Origin of the sequence: Curvibacter cyanobacteriorum (genome assembly GCF_028649475.1) — a bacterium.
Taxonomy (GTDB): domain Bacteria; phylum Pseudomonadota; class Gammaproteobacteria; order Burkholderiales; family Burkholderiaceae_C; genus Curvibacter; species Curvibacter cyanobacteriorum.
The window spans coordinates 44,831-61,355 of sequence record NZ_JAQSIP010000007.1 but is presented as its reverse complement, the minus strand read 5'-3'; the positions used below and the strand labels follow the sequence as shown (position 1 = coordinate 61,355).

The following is a 16,525-nucleotide window of genomic DNA, read 5'->3' as shown; positions in this document are numbered from 1 at the left end:
GATTGGATAGTTATAGCTGCTTTGCCTATCGTTCGCCCCATGGATGACACAAGAACGACAGGAGACACCCCATGAAACTGGTGCGCTATGGCGCCCCCGGCGCGGAGAAGCCCGGCCTCATTGACGCAGACGGCGCGCTGCGCGATCTCAGTGCCCAAGTGGACGACATCGCCGGCGCGGTGCTCAGCCCAGCCGGCTTGGCCCGGTTGCAGGCCTTGCCCTTGGGCAGCCTGCCCCTGGTGCGCGGCGAGCCCCGGCTGGGCCCCTGTGTGGGGCGGGTGGGCAAGCTCATCTGCGTGGGCCTGAACTACCGCGACCATGCCGAGGAATCGGGCATGGCGATCCCCACCGAACCGGTGCTGTTCCTGAAAGCCACCAGCGCCATCAGCGGCCCATTTGATGCCATCGAGATCCCGCCCGGCGCCGAGAAAGTGGACTGGGAAGTGGAGCTTGGCGTGGTCATCGGCCAAGGGGGCCGCTACCTGAGCCGCGAGCGCGCCTTGCAGCATGTGGCGGGCTACTGCGTGGTCAACGACGTGTCCGAACGCGCCTACCAACTGGAGCGCGGCGGCCAGTGGGACAAGGGCAAGTCCTGCGACAGCTTTGCGCCGCTGGGCCCCTGGCTGGTGACGCGCGACGACGTGCCGGACGCCCAGAACCTGGCCCTGTGGCTCGACGTGGACGGCCAGACCTGCCAGCGCGGCCACACCCGCCACATGATTTTTGACGTGCCCACCGTGGTGGCCTACGTCAGCCAGTTCATGAGCCTGCAGCCCGGCGATGTGATCGCCACCGGCACGCCCCCGGGGGTCGGCTTCGGCCAACGCCCACCGCGCTACCTGCGTGCGGGCCAGACCCTGCGCCTGGGCATCAGCGGCCTGGGCGAGCAGATCCAAAACACCGTTTCCGCCAACCTGGACTTTCAAGCATGAACCAACTCGATCTGAATCAACGCGTCGCCATCGTCACCGGGGGCGCCCAAGGCATCGGCTACGCCGCCGCCGAACGGATGCTCAAAAGCGGTGCCAGCGTGGCGCTTTGGGACATCGACACCGCCCGACTGGGCAGCGCCCTGAGCAGCCTGTCGGCGCTGGGTCGGGTCAGCACCCACACCGTCGAACTGAGTGACGAGGCGGCCGTGCAGCAAGCGGTGTCCGACACCTTGCAGGCGCACGGGCAAATCGACATCCTGGTCAACAACGCAGGCATCACCGGTGGCAACGGCCCCACCTGGGAACTGCAGCCCGATGTCTGGCGCCGGGTGATCGAAGTCAACCTGGTCGGCCCCTACCTGGTGTGCCGTGCCGTGGTGCCGCACATGCTGACCCGGGGCTACGGGCGCATCGTGAACATCGCCTCCATCGCGGGCAAAGAGGGCAACCCCAACGCCTCGCACTACAGCGCCTCGAAGGCCGGCCTGATCGCATTGACCAAGTCGTTGGCCAAGGAAGTGGCTACACGCGGCGTGCTGGTCAACGCCATCACCCCGGCCGCGGCCAAGACCGCCATCTTTGACTCGATGACCCAGCAGCACATCGATTTCATGCTGTCCAAGATCCCGATGGGGCGCTTCCTGCAGGTCGATGAAGCCGCTTCGATGATCGGCTGGCTGGCCTCGGAGGACTGCGCATTCAGCACCGGCGCGGTGTTCGATCTGTCGGGGGGCCGCGCCGTCTATTGAGCCCCCCGCACCCCGACTTTTGAAGACAACAACAGGAGACATAGACCATGAAAAAACGCATGACCCCCTTGGCGCTGATTGCCGCCCTGGCCGCCTGCCTGGCCCTGCCGGCCCAGGCGCAAGAACCGCGCGTGCTCAAGTTTGGCTACGGCATCGCCGAAGACCACCCGCTGGGCCAGGGCGTGAACAAGTTCGTGCAACTGGTGGACCAGCGAGGCGGCGGCCGCATCAAGGTCAAGGCCTTTCCCAGCAATGTGCTGGGCAGCGAGTCGGCGATGATTTCGTCAGCCCAGGGCGGGGTGCAGGAGATCGTCGGGGCCTCTTCGGCCCCGGTGGTGCAGCTGGTGAAGGAATTCGCCGTCTTTGACCTGCCCTTCCTGTTCGGCGACGAGAAGGAAGCCGATGCGGTGCTCGACGGCCCGGTGGGCCGCGAGTTGCTGGACAAACTCAACCCGCGTGGCCTGGTGGGCCTGTGCTACTGGGAGACCGGCTTCCGCCACGTCACCAACAGCAAGCGCCCCATCACCAAGGCGGAAGACCTCAAAGGCCTGAAGCTGCGCGTGATGCAGAACCCGGTCTACATCGACGCCTTCAAGACCCTGGGCGCCAATGCGGTGCCCATGCCCTTCACCGAGCTGTACGCCGCACTCGAGTCGCGCGCCATCGACGCACAGGAGAACCCCTACGGGATCATCCATGCCAACAAGATGAACGAGGTGCAGAAGTACCTCAGCGCCACGCGCCACGCCTACTCGCCCTTCGTGGTGATGGTCAGCAAGAAAGTCTGGGACAAGCTCAGCCCCGACGACCACAAGGTGCTCAACGACGCCTGCGTCGAGTCGCGTGACTTTCAGCGCAAGTTGAACCGCGAATCCAACGCCAGCCTGGTCGCGGACATGCGCGCCAAGGGCCTGCAGTTCAACGACATCCCCCCGGCCGAAGCCGCCCGCATGCGCACCGAACTGCAACCCGTGGTCGACAAGTACAGCAAGCAGATCGGCGAAGACCTCGTCAAGCAGGTCTACGCCGAGATCGACAAAGTTCGCAAACAGAAATAAGGACCCCTCCATGGCCATGCCGACCATCAAGCAAGTCCGCGCCTACACCGTCCGCGGCGGTGGCGCCGACTACCACGACCAGGGCGCCGAGCACTGGATCGACAACCACATCGCCACCCCCATGGCACGCTACCCCGAGTACCGCGCCAGCCGACAGAGCTTTGGCATCAACGTGCTGGGCACGCTGGTGGTGGAGATCGAGGCCAGTGACGGCACGGTGGGCTTCTCGGTCACCACCGGGGGCGAGCTGGGATGCTTCATCGTCGAGAAGCACCTGGCCCGATTCCTCGAGGGCCAATGCGTCACCGCGATCGAGAAGATGTGGGACCAGATGTACTTCGCCACCCTCTACTACGGGCGCAAAGGCATCGTGATCAACACCATTTCCGGGGTCGACCTGGCGCTTTGGGACCTGCTGGCCAAGGTGCGCCGCGAGCCGGTGCATGCCCTGCTGGGCGGCCCGGTGCGCGATGAGCTGCAGTTCTATGCCACCGGCGCCCGCCCCGACCTGGCCAAGGACATGGGCTTCATTGGCGGCAAGCTGCCACTGCACCACGGTCCGGCCGAAGGCGAGGAAGGCCTGCGCAAGAACCTGGCCGAACTGGCCACCATGCGCGAGCGGGTGGGCCCCGACTTCTGGCTGATGCTGGACTGCTGGATGAGCCTGGACCTCAACTACGCCACCCGCCTGGCGCAGGGCGCCCACGAGCACGGCCTCAAATGGATCGAAGAAGCCCTGCCGCCTGACGACTACTGGGGCTACGCCGCGCTGCGCCGCCAGGTGCCCCCGGGCATGTTGGTCACCACGGGTGAGCACGAGGCTACGCGCTGGGGTTTTCGCCTGCTGCTGGAGCAGGGCTGCTGCGACATCATCCAACCCGATGTAGGCTGGTGCGGCGGGATCACCGAGCTGATCAAGATCTCGGCGCTGGCCGATGCCCATGGCGCGCTGGTGGTGCCGCACGGCAGCTCGGTCTACAGCTACCACTTCGTCATCACCCGGCACAACAGCCCGTTCGCCGAGTTCCTCATGATGGCCCCGCAGGCCGACCGGGTGGTGCCCATGTTCAACCCCCTGCTGCTGGACGAGCCCGTGCCGGTGAACGGTCGCATGAAGGCCTCGGTGCTGGATCAACCCGGCTTCGGCGTGCGGCTGAACCCTGACTGCGCGCTGCACCGTCCGTACACACACTGACCCACAACACAAAGCCGGGACCGCGCACGCCGCCTGGGTGCGCCGTCACCGGCCCCCTTTCCCCAGCGCGGCGCGCGCCCTCTGGCGCCCGGCCGCCGGACACAGGAGACAAGCGTGAAGCGATTTTTAACGGGGTACTGCCGTCTGCTCGACGGCCTGATGGGCCTGGCCCTGCTGCTGATGGTGGTGCTGGTGTTTGGCAACGTGGTGTTGCGCTACGCCTTCAACTCGGGCGTGACCGAAAGCGAGGAGATCTCGCGCTGGCTGTTCGTCTGGCTCACCTTCCTGGGCGCGGTCGTGGCGCTGCACCACAACGAACACCTGGGCACCGACATGCTGGTGTCGCGCTTGCCCGCGGCGGGCAAAAAAGTCTGCCTGGTGTTGGGCCACGCCCTGATGCTCTACATCTGCTGGCTGTTGCTGCAAGGGGCCTGGCAGCAGGCCGGCATCAACTGGGAAGCCCAGGCTCCGGTGACCGGCTGGTCGATGGGCTTGTTCTATGGCGCCGGGGTGTTCTTTGCGCTTTCGGCCGGCGTCATCTTGCTGCACAACCTGTGGCGCTTGCTCAGCGGTCAACTGCAAGCCAATGAGCTGGTGATGGTCAAGGAGTCGGAGGAACAGGCCGAACTGGAAGCCCTGCAAGCCGAACTGGCCCGCCAAGCAGCGCCGCGTCCCCACCAAGCCGCCCGCGGCCGGGAGGCTTGAATGACCGTCGCGATCTTCCTGGGGGCCCTGATGGGGGCCATGGCCCTGGGCATCCCCATCGCCTTTGCGCTGCTCGCCAGCGGGGTGGCCCTGATGGTCCACCTGGACATGTTCGACGCCCAGATCCTGGCACAGAACGTGATCAATGGCGCCGACAGCTTTCCGCTGCTGGCGGTGCCGTTCTTCATGCTGGCCGGTGAAATCATGAACGTGGGAGGCCTGTCCAAGCGCATCGTGAACCTGGCCCTGGCCTGCGTGGGGCACATCCGGGGCGGCCTCGGCTACGTGACCATCATGGCGGCGGTGCTGCTGTCGGCCTTGTCGGGCTCGGCCGTGGCCGACGCGGCCGCGCTGACGGCACTGCTGCTGCCCATGATGGTCAAGGCCGGGCACGACAAGGCGCGCTCCGGGGGGCTGATCGCGGCCGCCGGGGTGATCGGGCCGGTGATCCCACCGTCGATCGGCTTCGTCATCTTTGGGGTCGCGGGCAATGTGTCGATCTCCAAGCTGTTCATGGCGGGCATCTTTCCGGGCCTGCTGATCGGCGCCGCCCTGTGGGGGACTTGGTGGTGGCTGGGTCGGCGCGAAGCCATCGTCACGCCCCAGCGCCAAGGCGCCCGGGAGATCTGGGTCGCGCTGCGCCAATCGGGCTGGGCGCTGATGCTGCCGGTGATCATCCTGGTGGGTTTGCGCATGGGTGTGTTCACCCCCACCGAGGCCGCGGTGGTGGCCGCCGTCTACGCGCTGTTCGTGGCCACCGTGGTGTACCGCGAACTGAAGTGGTCCCAACTCGGCGGGCTGTTTGTCTCGGCGGCGCGCACCACCGCGGTGGTGATGTTCCTGGTGGCCGCCGCCATGGTCAGTGCCTGGCTGATCACCGTGGCCGACTTGCCCAACAAGATGATCGCCATGCTGGAGCCCCTGATGGGCAGCCCGACCCTCCTGTTGATCGCCATCATGGTGCTGTGCATGGCGGTGGGCACAGCGATGGACATGACGCCGACGATCCTGATCCTGACGCCGGTGCTGATGCCGGTGGTCAAGGCCGCGGGCATTGACCCGGTGTACTTCGGGGTGCTGTTCATCATCAACAACTCGATCGGACTGATCACGCCGCCGGTGGGCACGGTGCTCAACGTGGTGGCGGGGGTGGGGCGCATGAAGATGGACGAGGTCACGCGCGGCGTGCTGCCCTTCATGGCGGCCGAGTTCGCGGTCATGTTCCTGATGGTGCTGTTCCCCTCGCTGGTGACCGTGCCTGCGCGCTGGCTGACCGGGTGACGGCCGGCCGGGGAGCTGCCGCGGCCCGGCCCGGCGCTGGGCCTGACCTTCAGGCCAAGGCGGGCCCTTGCCAGTCCCCGGTGTCCGGGCACACCCCACCGGGCACACCGGCCCAGCGCAGGGCGGTGCCCGGCCCGAGAGCGGGCCCGGTCGAGGCTGTGCACAAGGGGCCGGGCGGGTCGTCGGGCGGGTCGGCAGGCAGACCATCGGGCGGGTCGTCGCGCGCGATCGCGGTGCCCATGAAGTCGCGCAGCGCCGCGTGGTCCAGGCTCAACTCCCAGCTCAGAAACACCTGCCCGGCGAGCGCCGCGGGCGACAGCGCGGGGGCCTCGAAGCCCAAGGAATGCCGGGCCACCACCCCGTGGGGTTGCGAAGGGTCGAACAAGACCAAGGTGCCGCGCTGCAAGGGCAGGCGCTGGCCGGACAGCGGGAAATGCAGGTCCAGTCCCGCCTCGTCACAGAGGAACAGGTTGCAGAACACCGCCTCGCCGTACTGCTCGGCGTCGTGGTGGTAGCGCGCGCCCAGGCAGACCATCAGGGTCGGCGGGCTGTCGGCCAGCAGGCCGTCCAGCCCCTGCCCGGCGAGGGCCTGTGCCGCCGCGTCAGCGCACCCGCGGTAAGCCGGCCACCGGCGCCGTGTCTGGCCCCAGGGCAGCACCTCGACATCGCCTGGCGCCAGCGCCAGCTCGTGCTGCACGCAGCGTGTCCATTCGGCCAGCACCGCCACCGGGCAGGGCGGCAAGGTCAGCGTGGCCGACCAGGTGCGGGCACTGACGGGACGGCGCCAGCGCTGCCCGTCCAGCGCATAGTGGGCGGTCAGGGGTGGGTGGGACGCGGGCGGCTGGGGCATGGACGCCAGTGTAGTGAGCCCCGAACGAGGCCCCAGCGCGGGCCCAGGCACGGGGGCCGGACACGGCCCCCCCGCCCATTCAGGGGCCGCTGCAAAGCCCCGCGGCGGTGGGCCTCAATCCAGCTTCACATTCGCTTTGGCGACGATCTTGGCAAAGCGCTCCTGCTCGGTCTTGAGGAACTGACGCGCCGCCTCGGGGCTGCTGGGGTTGATCTGGTTGTCCTGCTTGGCCATGGCGGCCTTGACCTCCGGGTCGTTGAAGGCCGCGACCACGGCTTCATGCAGGCGCTTGACCTGGGCCGGCGGCAGCTTGGCCGGGCCCACCATGGCGAACCAGCCCATCACGTCGACGTCGGGAAAGCCCTGTTCAGCGAAGGTGGGCAGGTCAGGCAAGGAGGCCACGCGGCCCCGGCCCAACACCCCGATGGCCCGCAGCGTGCCGCTGCGCAACTGGCCCTGCACCGACGGCACCGAGGCCACCCCCATCGCGAGTTGACCCGCCATGATGTCGGTGATCATCGGCCCCATGCCTTTGTAGGGCACGTGGCGCACCTCCACCTCGAGCGCGTCCATGACCATTTCACCGGCCAGGTGGATGATGGTGCCGTTCCCCGAGGAGGCGTAGTTGTGGTCCTCGGGCTTGACCTTCAAAAAGGCCTGCAGCTCCTTGGCGTTCTTGGCGGTGACCAGCTTGGGGTTGACCACCAGCAGGAACGGCGAGCCGCCCACCACGCTGATCGGGGTGATGTCGTTGAGGCTGTCATAGGGCATCTTCTTGAACACACTGGGGTTGACCGCGTGGTTGTTCGAGATGAACGCGATGGTGTTGCCATCGGGGGCCGCCTTGACCAGGGCCGAGGTCCCCGTGATGCCGCCGGCACCGGGCAGGTTCTCGATCACCACGGGCTGGTTCAAAGCCTTGCTCAGCGCCACCTGGGCCGAGCGCACGATGGTGTCCACGCCCGAGCCCGGCCCCACCGGCAGGATCACGCGCAAGGGGGGGCCCGCGGGCGGCGCAAGCGCCGCACCCGCGCCTTGGGCCCACGCCACCGGGGCCGACAAAAGCCCCACCAGGAGCCCCGTGCCCAGCACCCGAGCGGTGCGTCGTTTCAAGAAGAGGTTCATGTTTGTCTCGCTGTCGTTATGGAAAGAATACGGTGGCCGAGGCCAGGCGCCCATCCTGCCTCAGGCCCTCAAACGCGCAGCCGTGCGAGCACCTCTTCGGTGTGCTCGCCGACCCGCGGCAAGGGGTGGCGCACCCCGGGGCGGCGCCCGCCCATCAACAAGGGCAGCAACACCACCTCGGTGCGCTCCCCCGATTCGGTTTGCATGGGCACCAGCCCGCCGCTGGCGAGCAGGTGCTCGTCGTGCAGCAGCTGGTCGGGCCGCACCACCTTGGCGTAAGGCAGGCCGGCGGTTTTGAGGCGGTCGCACAGGGCATCGAGGTCCCACTGGCGCGTGCTCTCGGCCAGGCGGCGCAGCAAGTCGGGGCGCAGCGCCACGCGCTGCGCGTTGCTGGCCAGGGCCGGGTCGGTGGCCAAATCGGGGCGGTTCAGCACCTCGCACAGGGTCAGGAACTGCTTGTCGCTGACCGCGCCGATGAACAACTGCGCCCCGTGCGCGACCTCAAACGTGTCGTACACGCTCCAGGCCGAGACCCGGGACGGAAACGGTGGCGGCACCTCGCCCGTCATCTGGAACTGCTGCATGTGTTGTGAGGCCAGCAGGCAGCAGTTCTCGAACAGGGCGCTCTGGATCTCCTGTCCCTGGCCGGTGCGCTCGCGCTCGCGCAGCGCCGCCAGCACCCCGATGGCCCCGAACATGCCGCCCATGATGTCGTTGACCGAGGTGCCCGCGCGCAGCGGTCGCCCCGCGGGGCCGGTCATGTAGGTCAGGCCGGCCATGTTCTGCACCACCTCGTCCAAGGCCAGGCGGTCTTCATACGGGCCGGGCAGAAAGCCTTTGTGCGACACGTAGATGAGCCGCGGGAACTCGGCCCGCAGGGCCTCGGAGCCCAGGCCCAGCTTGTCCATCAGACCGGGGCGGAAGTTCTCCAGCAGCACGTCGCTCTGCGCGATCAGGGCCTTGGCGGTGGCCAGGCCTTCGGGGGTCTGGATGTCCAGCTCGACGCTCAGCTTGTTGCGGTTGAAGCTGCGGAAGAAGCCAATGCCCAGGCCCGGCAACTGACGCGTCTTGTCGCCCCCGGGGGGCTCGATCTTGATGACTTCGGCGCCCAGGTCGGCGAGGATCATGCCGCAGGTGGGGCCCATGACCATGTGGGTGAATTCGATGACGCGCACGCCTTGCAGCGGCAGTCCAGTGGCTTCGGTGTTCATGCTGGTTCTCGAAATCAAAAGGGGCGCGCTCAGGCGGTGGCCCGGGTCGCGGGGCGAAAGTGCTTGGGCAGGCCGGCTCGGTGCAGGGCGCCATGGGTGGCCTCGCCCACCAGCCAGCCAGCGACCTGGTCGCGCAGGGCCAGCAGGCGGGGCAGGTCCAGCCCGGTGGACACGCCAGCGGCTTCCAGCATGAAGGCCAGGTCCTCGCTGGCCGTGTTGCCACTGGCGCCCGGTGCGTGCGGACAGCCGCCAATGCCCGCGAGTGACGCATCGAAGCGCGTCACCCCCCCTTGCAGCGCCGCGTGCGCATTGGCCAAGGCCAGGCCGCGCGTGTCGTGAAAATGCCCGCACCAGAGGCGGTCGCCCGCCACCTTCAGCGCCTGCTCGAACAGGCGGCTGACCGACCCCGGGTCGGCGTAGCCCACGGTGTCGGCCAGGCTGACGCGGTCGGCCCCGGCGTCCAGCAGCGCCTGCATCAGGCGCAGCACCTCGGCGGGCCGGACCTCGCCCTGCAGGGTGCAGCCAAACGCCGTGCCCACGCCGCCCTCGATCAAGGTCTTGCGGCCCGAGGCATCGCGCGCGGCGCGGATGCGGCCCAGTTCGGCCACCACCTCGTCGGGGGTTTTGCGCAGGTTGGCCAGGCTGTGGTCATGGCTGGCGGAGAGGGGCAACAGCATCAGGTCGGCGTCGCCCGCCAGCGCGGCTTCGGCACCGCGCAGGTTGGGCACCAGCACCGAGGCGAACAAGCCCGGCAGCGTCTTGGCATGGGCCAGCAAGTCGGCCGTGTCGGCCAGTTGGGGCAGCAGGCGGGCCGGCACAAAGGAGCCGACCTCGATCTCGCGCTGGCCGGCCGCATGGGCCGCGTTGATCCACTCGATCTTGCGCGCCGTGGGCAGCACGGTCTGGATGCTTTGCAAGCCATCACGCAGACCGACCTCGCGGATCACCGCGCTGGGGGGAAGGGGATTTTTCAAACTCATGTCTCCATGGCGGGGCGGGGTGGGCCCCGTTTGGCTATAGTTTCCTGAGTTCCCATTCAAACTTCAAATGCAATATCGGAAGCCTGAAAGTTCCGATTCGGAAGTTAAATCCATGCGAGACCTGGACCTCAAATCCCTCAAGTTGCTGGTCAGCGTGTGCGACCACGGCAACATCAAAGCCGCGGCGGCGCAGGCGCTGATCGAGCCCTCGGCCGTCAGCAAACGGCTGTCGCAACTGGAGGACGCACTGGGCCTGCCCCTGCTGGTGCGGGGCCGCAAGGGCAGCGAGGCCACACCGGCCGGCCAGGTGCTGCTGGAGCACGCGCGCTCCCTGCTGTTCACGCTGGACAAGATCGAGGCCGACATGGCGCGCTTCAAAAGCGGCATCCAGGGCCATGTGCGGGTGGTGGCCAGCGCCTCGGCGGTGGCCGAGTCACTGCTGGACGACCTGGCGGGCTTCATGCGCGAGCCCCAGCACCAGAACATCCAGGTCGACATCGAGGAACGCGTGTCCCGGGACATCGTCAGCCTGGTGCGCGAGGGGGTGGCGTCGCTCGGGGTGTGCTGGAGTCAGGTGGACCTGGCCGGACTGGAAAGCCGCCCCTACCGGCGCGACGAACTGGCCCTGGCCGTGCCGGTGGGCCACCCGCTGGCCCGGCACGAGGCGCTGTACTTTGAGGACTCGCTGGACCAGGAACACGTGGGCCTGCCCTCTTCCACCGCCGTCTACACCCTGCTGCACCGCGCGGCCGCCCAGGTGGGCCGCACGCTGAGCTACCGTGCCGTGGTGTCGAACTTCGATGCGGCCTTCCGCGTGGTCAGCGCCGGCCTGGGGGTGAGCGTGGTGCCCCGCGAGGTCAGCTGCCAACACAGCGCGGCGGGCCGCATCCAGACCGTGCGCCTGCTCAACGACTGGGCACAGCACGAGTTCTCGATTTGCTTTCGCCGCCAGCAGGACCTGAGCCCGGCGGCCCAGCGGCTGCTGGGCTACCTGGAACAGCAGGCCCGGCAGGCAGCTCAGGCGCAGCGGGCCCCACGCTGACTCGCTGACAAACGGAGAGAGGGGACAACGCCACAGCGCAGCCGCCCGCTGCGCGCCCCCACCAGACCTGCGCCAAGGCGACGGGCCCGAAAGCAAGCCCGCTGGGCAGAGGCCCTCAGTCGACGGTGACCTTGCCGACCTTCACCAGCTCGGCAAATTTGTCGGTTTCGGACTTGATCTGGCGCGCCATGTCCTCGGCCTTGTTGCCCACGGGCTGGGCACCGATCTCTTCCATGCGCTTGACGAATTCGGGCGATTGGATGACTTTCACCATCTCGGTGTTGAGCCGCGCCACGATGTCCTTGGGGGTGGCCACCGGCGCCAGCACGCCGAACCAGGTGCCGATGTTGAAACCCTTCAAACCCGCCTCATCCAGGGTCGGCACGTCCGGCAGGGCCGGCGAACGGGTGCTGGTGGTGACGGCCAGCGCGCGCAGCTTCTGACCACGGATGTGCTGCAGCACCGGGGTGATGGTGTCGAACGACATCGTGATCTGGCCGCCCAACAAGTCGGTGGCCAGCGGGCCACTGCCCTTGTACGGGATGTGGGTCAGCGCCACCCCGGTCTGGTTCTGGAACTGGGTGCCGATCAGGTGCTGCGCCGTGCCATTGCCGTTGGACCCGTAGGTGGCCTTGTCGGGCTGCGCCTTGAGCAGCGTGACCAGCTCCGCCACGCTCTTGGCCGGGGTGCTGGCGTTCACCACCAGCACATTGGGCACCACGGCGACGGTGGTGATGGGGGCAAAGTCCTTCTGAAAATCGTAGGGCAGCTTCTTGTAGACGCTGGTGGCGATGGTGTGGTGCACCGCGCCCACCAACAGGGTGTAGCCGTCGGCCTTGGACTTGGCCACCGCTTCGGCCCCGATGGTGGCGCCCGCGCCAGGGCGGTTCTCGACAATCACCGGCTGGCCCAGATTCTTGGCCAGCGAAGTGCCCAGCGCGCGGGCCAGCACATCGGTGGTCCCGCCCGGTGGGAACGGCACCACCAGGGTGACCGGTTTGGTGGGCCAGGATTGCGCCCCGGCGGCGGCGGCCGAGGCGGCCAGGACCAGGGCCGCGCCTTGCAGCCAGCGGCGGCGCGACGGGGTCGGGGAGGTGGAAAGTGCTTGCGTCATCGTTGTCTCCGGAAGCTGTTTTTGATCTCGGGGTGGCTGAACTTTAGGGCGATCAAAAGATTTCAATCACCCAAAAAGTAAAACATTTGTTTACTCACATTCAACATTCAAAGCGCACGGTGGGCGATCTGCGACCCGCCCTGGCGGGGCCCGGTCTGGGCCGGCACGCTGGGTGCGGAGGAGGCTGGGGGCCGTGGCCTCGGCGCGGCCCCGGGCGGCCACGGTTCGCGGTGGCCGCGGGCCCTACCCGGGACCAAGGGGGCCGCACGGCCGACCCCGGGGCGCTTGGGGCGCCCGGCCCGGTGCCCGGCCCGACGCTGGCCCTCACCCGCCTTCACCCGCCTTCACGCGCCCTCACACACGCTGAAGCGCGGGAGCGGGGGCCGGGTCGGGCCGCCACGCCGCGGGTTCAGCGGCGCGGGGCCAGCTGGGCGCAAACCGCCTGGGTCACGGCCTCGGTCTTGGCCTGACCGCCAAGGTCGCGGGTGTGCAGGGCCGGGTTGGCGGTGACGTGCTCGATGGCCGCCATCAGGCGCTGGGCCGCGTCGAATTCGCCCAGGTGCTCCAGCAGCATGACCACCGACCAGAAGGTGCCGACCGGGTTGGCCAGGCCCTGGCCCATGATGTCAAAAGCCGAGCCGTGGATGGGCTCGAACATGCTGGGGTAGCGGCGTTCGGGGTCGATGTTGCCCGTGGGCGCAATGCCCAGGCTGCCGGCCAGCGCGGCGGCCAGGTCGCTCAGGATGTCGGCGTGCAGGTTGGTGGCGACCAGGGTGTCGAGGCTGGCCGGGCGGTTGACCATGCGCGCGGTGCAGGCATCGACGATCTCCTTGTCCCAGCGCACGTCCGGGAACTCGGTGGCGACTTGGGCCGCGATCTCGTCCCACATCACCATGGCGTGGCGCTGCGCGTTGCTCTTGGTCACCACGGTCAGCAATTTGCGCGGGCGCGACTGGGCCAGCCTGAAGGCGAAGCGCATGATGCGTTCGACCCCCACGCGGGTCATCATGGTGACGTCGGTGGCGGCTTCGATCGGGTGGCCCTGGTGCACGCGGCCGCCCACGCCCGAGTACTCACCCTCGGAGTTCTCCCGCACGATGACCCAGTTCAGGTCCTCGGCGCGGCAGCGCTTCAGGGGCGCGTCGATGCCGGGCAGGATGCGGGTCGGTCGCACATTGGCGTACTGGTCAAAGCCCTGGCAAATCTTCAGGCGCAGACCCCACAGCGTGATGTGGTCCGGGATCTGCGGGTCACCGGCCGAGCCGAACAGGATGGCGTCCTTGTGGCGCAGCGCGTCCAGCCCGTTGGCCGGCATCATCACGCCGTGCTGGCGGTAGTAGTCGCCCCCCCAGTCGAAGTTCTCGAACTCGAAGCGGTAACGGTCGCTGGTGGCCGCCAGGGCCTGCAGCACGGCCTGACCGGCAGGGATCACTTCTTTGCCAATGCCGTCCCCGGGGATGGTGGCGATCGAATAGGTTTTCATGGGGGAGTCTCCGTCGGGTTCAGAAAAAGTCCGACTTTAGGAAGCAAACCCCGCCCTGGCGCGCCGCTATAGTCAAAGCGCTGTTCACTTGAATTCAACAATTGCGCCATGACCGATGCCATTCAACCCGCCGACCTGGGCTTCTTCTCGGCCTTGGCCAGTGCCGGCAGCCTGAGCGCGGCGGCGCGCGAACTGGGCATCACCACCCCCGCGGTGAGCAAGCACCTGGCGCAGATGGAGGCCCGCGTGGGCGTGTTGCTGGTCAACCGCACCACCCGCCGAATGAGCCTGACGCCCGAGGGCGAGCTGTACCTGGCGCACGCCCGGCGCATCCTCAGCGAGATCCAGGACATGGAGGACCTGTTGGGGGTGTCCAGGTCAACGCCGCACGGCCTGCTGCGCGTCAACGCCACGCTGGGCTTCGGGCGCAGCCACATCGCGCCGCTGATCTCGCGCTTTGCGCGCCAGTACCCGCAGGTCGAGGTGCAGTTGCAACTGTCGGTCAACCCGCCCGCCCTGACCGAGGACACTTTTGACGTCTGCATCCGTTTCGGGGCGCCGCCCGATGCGCGCGTGATCGCGCGCCGCATCGCGCCCAACCGGCGCTTGCTGTGCGCCTCGCCGGCCTACCTGCAGCAGCACGGCACGCCCAAGGTGCCCAACGACCTGACCCAGCACCAGTGCATCGGCATCCGCCAGGGCGACGAGGCGTACGGCCTGTGGCGGCTGAGCACGGGCCGCGGCCCCAAGCTGCACACCGAGGCCATCAAGACCCGCGGCAACCTCAGCACCAACGACGGTGAGATCGCGGTCAACTGGGCGCTCGACGGGCACGGCATCCTGCTGCGCGCCGAGTGGGACATCCAGCGTTACCTGGACAGCGGCCGCCTGGTCGAAGTGCTGCCGGGTTACAGCACCCCGGACGCCGACATCCACGCCGTCTACCCGCAGCGCCACCAATCGGCCGCCCGGGTGCGCGCCTTTGTGGACTTTGTGGCCCAGGCCTTTGAAGCCCAACGGGGCTGAGCCCCGCCGCGGCTTGGCGGCCCCCCGGCGGGGCCCCTGACGGCCGGCGCTGAGCGGGCCCGCGCGCACAGCGGGGGCCCCGCGCCCCCTGGTGCCCAAGCGGCCCGCTCAGGCCCAAGCCCCCTGAACAACCCCACTTGACGGGCGCGGCCGCCCTGCCGTAAAGTCCGCTTCGGTTTTAATTGTACGAACAATTAAACAAACCATACAAAACCAACCCAGCCGCCTGGGCTGGCCTGTTCCACCGGACCCTCAAGGAGCCTGACCATGATCTCTGCCGTCGAAATCGCCCCGAACCGTTACCGCGCCTCGTACGGGCGTTACCTGGAGGACTTCCGGGTTGGCGATGTGTACGAACACCGCCCGGGCCGCACCCTGACCGACAACGACAACATCCAGTTCTCGCTGTTGACCATGAACTACCACCCCATGCACTGCGACGCGCACCACGCGGCCAAGAGCGAGTTCGGCAAGTTGCTGGTCAGCAGCGGCCTGACCCTGGCCGTGGTGCTGGGCATGACCGTCAACGACGTCAGTGCCAAGGCCATCGCCAACCTGGGCTGGAAAGAAATCAAGCTGACCGCACCGGTGTTCGCCGGCGACACGCTCTACGCCGAGTCCGAGGTGCTGGACAAGCGCGAATCCAAGTCACGCCCGGGCCAGGGCATCGTCACCGTGCGCACCCGCGGCCTGAACCAGGACGGTGTGCAGGTCATGGTTTTTGAGCGCAGCTTCCTGGTCGCCTGTCGCGGCCACGGCATCGAGGCCTGAAGGCCCCGCCCCCACCACAACGGAGACACAACATGACCCCTTACCTGCGGACCCTGCTGGGCAGTTGGCTGCTTGGCACGGCACTGGTGGCCCAGGCCGCCTACCCGGACAAACCGATTCGCATCGTGGTGGGCTTTCCGCCGGGCCAGGCCACCGACATGGTGGCCCGCGTGTTGGCCAAGAAGCTGCAAGACGCGCTGCAACAGCCGGTGTTCGTGGACAACAAACCGGGCGCCTCGGGCATCATCGGCACCGAGATGGTGGTCAAGGCACCGCCCGATGGGTACACCCTGCTGGTGGGCTCCAGTGGCACCCTGGCCATCAACCCCAGCCTCTATTCGAAGCTGCCCTACAAGCCCCTGACCGATCTGACCCACATCAGCCAGATCGCCAACGTGCCGCTGTTCCTGGCGGTGAACAAAGACTTTCCGGCGCAGAGCGCGGCCGACTTCGTGCGCGAGGTCAAGGCCCAGCCCGGCAAGTTCAGCTACGGCTCGGCCGGCAGCGGCGTGACCAGCCACCTGACGATGGAGCTGTTCAAGCAACAGGCGGGGCTGTTCATCCTGCATGTGCCCTACAAGGGCAGCCCGGCCGCGGTGACCGACCTGATCGGTGGCCAGGTGCAGGCCATGGTCGACACCGGCCCGGCGCTGCTGGCCCATGCCAAGAACGGCAAGTTGCGGGTGCTGGCCGTGGCCAGCAAGACCCGCAATGAGGCGGCGCCCCAGGTCCCCACCCTGGCCGAAGCCGGCGTGGGCAACTTCGAGGCGCCCGCCTGGCTGTCGCTGGCGGCCCCCAAGGGCACGCCCAAGGAGGTGATCGACACCCTCTACAAGGCCCTGAGCAGCAACTGGCGCGACCCCGATGTCAAAGAGCAGTTGGTCGCCCTGGGGGCCGAGGCCCTGCTGACCCGCCCCGACGAGATGCAAAAGCACCTCGAACAAGAAATCAAACGCTGGGCCCTGGCCGTCAAGGTCTCGGGCGCCCAGGTCGACTGAGGACG

The 16,525-nt window shown here is 67.9% G+C and carries 16 protein-coding genes; 10 read left to right on the top strand and 6 right to left on the bottom strand.

Features of this window, described 5'->3' with window-relative positions:
• The first annotated feature begins 71 nt into the window (after positions 1 to 71).
• The 6 genes from PSQ40_RS15015 to PSQ40_RS14990 all read left to right on the top strand — a co-directional run bounded on the left by PSQ40_RS15015 (position 72) and on the right by PSQ40_RS14990 (position 5,920).
• Positions 72 to 932, top strand: coding sequence for a fumarylacetoacetate hydrolase family protein (locus PSQ40_RS15015; RefSeq protein ID WP_273952507.1), 861 nt, complete (start codon positions 72 to 74; stop codon positions 930 to 932).
• On the top strand, positions 929 to 1,681 hold the full coding sequence (locus tag PSQ40_RS15010) for an SDR family NAD(P)-dependent oxidoreductase (RefSeq protein ID WP_273952504.1): 753 nt from the start codon (positions 929 to 931) through the stop codon (positions 1,679 to 1,681). Before PSQ40_RS15015 ends, PSQ40_RS15010 begins: the two co-directional genes overlap by 4 nt.
• A gap of 47 nt (positions 1,682 to 1,728) precedes the next feature.
• Entirely contained in the window at positions 1,729 to 2,739 is a 1,011-nt protein-coding gene (locus PSQ40_RS15005) for a TRAP transporter substrate-binding protein (protein ID WP_273952503.1), read from the top strand.
• A gap of 10 nt (positions 2,740 to 2,749) precedes the next feature.
• On the top strand, positions 2,750 to 3,934 hold the full coding sequence (rhmD, locus tag PSQ40_RS15000) for an L-rhamnonate dehydratase (RefSeq protein ID WP_273952500.1): 1,185 nt from the start codon (positions 2,750 to 2,752) through the stop codon (positions 3,932 to 3,934).
• Positions 3,935 to 4,048: 114 nt separating this feature from the next.
• A complete protein-coding gene (locus tag PSQ40_RS14995) occupies positions 4,049 to 4,639 on the top strand; it encodes a TRAP transporter small permease (protein WP_273952497.1) in 591 nt (196 codons plus the stop codon).
• The gene (locus PSQ40_RS14990; protein WP_273952494.1) at positions 4,640 to 5,920 is read left to right on the top strand and encodes a TRAP transporter large permease subunit; all 1,281 of its coding nucleotides are present in this window, start codon (positions 4,640 to 4,642) and stop codon (positions 5,918 to 5,920) included. It abuts the gene before it with no gap.
• Between the two features lie 49 nt (positions 5,921 to 5,969).
• Here PSQ40_RS14990 and PSQ40_RS14985 read toward each other — a convergent pair whose 3' ends face one another.
• The 4 genes from PSQ40_RS14985 to PSQ40_RS14970 form a co-directional block, all read right to left on the bottom strand.
• Entirely contained in the window at positions 5,970 to 6,770 is an 801-nt protein-coding gene (locus tag PSQ40_RS14985; RefSeq protein WP_273952491.1) for a hypothetical protein, read from the bottom strand.
• 114 nt (positions 6,771 to 6,884) lie between these two features.
• Positions 6,885 to 7,895, bottom strand: a complete 1,011-nt coding sequence (locus tag PSQ40_RS14980; RefSeq protein WP_273952488.1) for a tripartite tricarboxylate transporter substrate binding protein — start codon at positions 7,893 to 7,895, stop codon at positions 6,885 to 6,887.
• A 68-nt stretch (positions 7,896 to 7,963) separates the two neighbouring features.
• The gene (locus PSQ40_RS14975; protein ID WP_273952486.1) at positions 7,964 to 9,106 is read right to left on the bottom strand and encodes a CaiB/BaiF CoA transferase family protein; all 1,143 of its coding nucleotides are present in this window, start codon (positions 9,104 to 9,106) and stop codon (positions 7,964 to 7,966) included.
• Between the two features lie 29 nt (positions 9,107 to 9,135).
• Positions 9,136 to 10,086 carry a hydroxymethylglutaryl-CoA lyase gene (locus PSQ40_RS14970; RefSeq protein ID WP_273952483.1) on the bottom strand — a complete coding sequence of 317 codons (951 nt, stop codon included), beginning with the start codon at positions 10,084 to 10,086 and terminating at the stop codon, positions 9,136 to 9,138.
• 112 nt (positions 10,087 to 10,198) lie between these two features.
• On the opposite strand from PSQ40_RS14970, the gene PSQ40_RS14965 reads away from it, so the two are divergent.
• Positions 10,199 to 11,128 carry a LysR family transcriptional regulator gene (locus tag PSQ40_RS14965; protein ID WP_273952480.1) on the top strand — a complete coding sequence of 310 codons (930 nt, stop codon included), beginning with the start codon at positions 10,199 to 10,201 and terminating at the stop codon, positions 11,126 to 11,128.
• Between the two features lie 115 nt (positions 11,129 to 11,243).
• On the opposite strand, the gene PSQ40_RS14960 is transcribed toward PSQ40_RS14965, so the two are convergent.
• Both PSQ40_RS14960 and PSQ40_RS14955 read right to left on the bottom strand, forming a co-directional pair.
• Positions 11,244 to 12,242, bottom strand: coding sequence for a Bug family tripartite tricarboxylate transporter substrate binding protein (locus PSQ40_RS14960; RefSeq protein ID WP_273952478.1), 999 nt, complete (start codon positions 12,240 to 12,242; stop codon positions 11,244 to 11,246).
• Between the two features lie 409 nt (positions 12,243 to 12,651).
• Entirely contained in the window at positions 12,652 to 13,725 is a 1,074-nt protein-coding gene (locus PSQ40_RS14955; RefSeq protein WP_273952475.1) for a tartrate dehydrogenase, read from the bottom strand.
• A gap of 108 nt (positions 13,726 to 13,833) precedes the next feature.
• Here PSQ40_RS14955 and PSQ40_RS14950 point away from each other — a divergent pair, with 108 nt between their 5' ends.
• The 3 genes from PSQ40_RS14950 to PSQ40_RS14940 all read left to right on the top strand — a co-directional run bounded on the left by PSQ40_RS14950 (position 13,834) and on the right by PSQ40_RS14940 (position 16,520).
• On the top strand, positions 13,834 to 14,751 hold the full coding sequence (locus tag PSQ40_RS14950) for a LysR substrate-binding domain-containing protein (protein WP_273952473.1): 918 nt from the start codon (positions 13,834 to 13,836) through the stop codon (positions 14,749 to 14,751).
• Positions 14,752 to 15,018: 267 nt separating this feature from the next.
• Complete coding sequence (locus PSQ40_RS14945) at positions 15,019 to 15,522, top strand: MaoC family dehydratase (protein WP_273952471.1); 504 nt, start codon at positions 15,019 to 15,021, stop codon at positions 15,520 to 15,522.
• A gap of 32 nt (positions 15,523 to 15,554) precedes the next feature.
• Complete coding sequence (locus tag PSQ40_RS14940; protein WP_273952470.1) at positions 15,555 to 16,520, top strand: Bug family tripartite tricarboxylate transporter substrate binding protein; 966 nt, start codon at positions 15,555 to 15,557, stop codon at positions 16,518 to 16,520.
• The last annotated feature ends 5 nt before the right edge of the window (positions 16,521 to 16,525 follow it).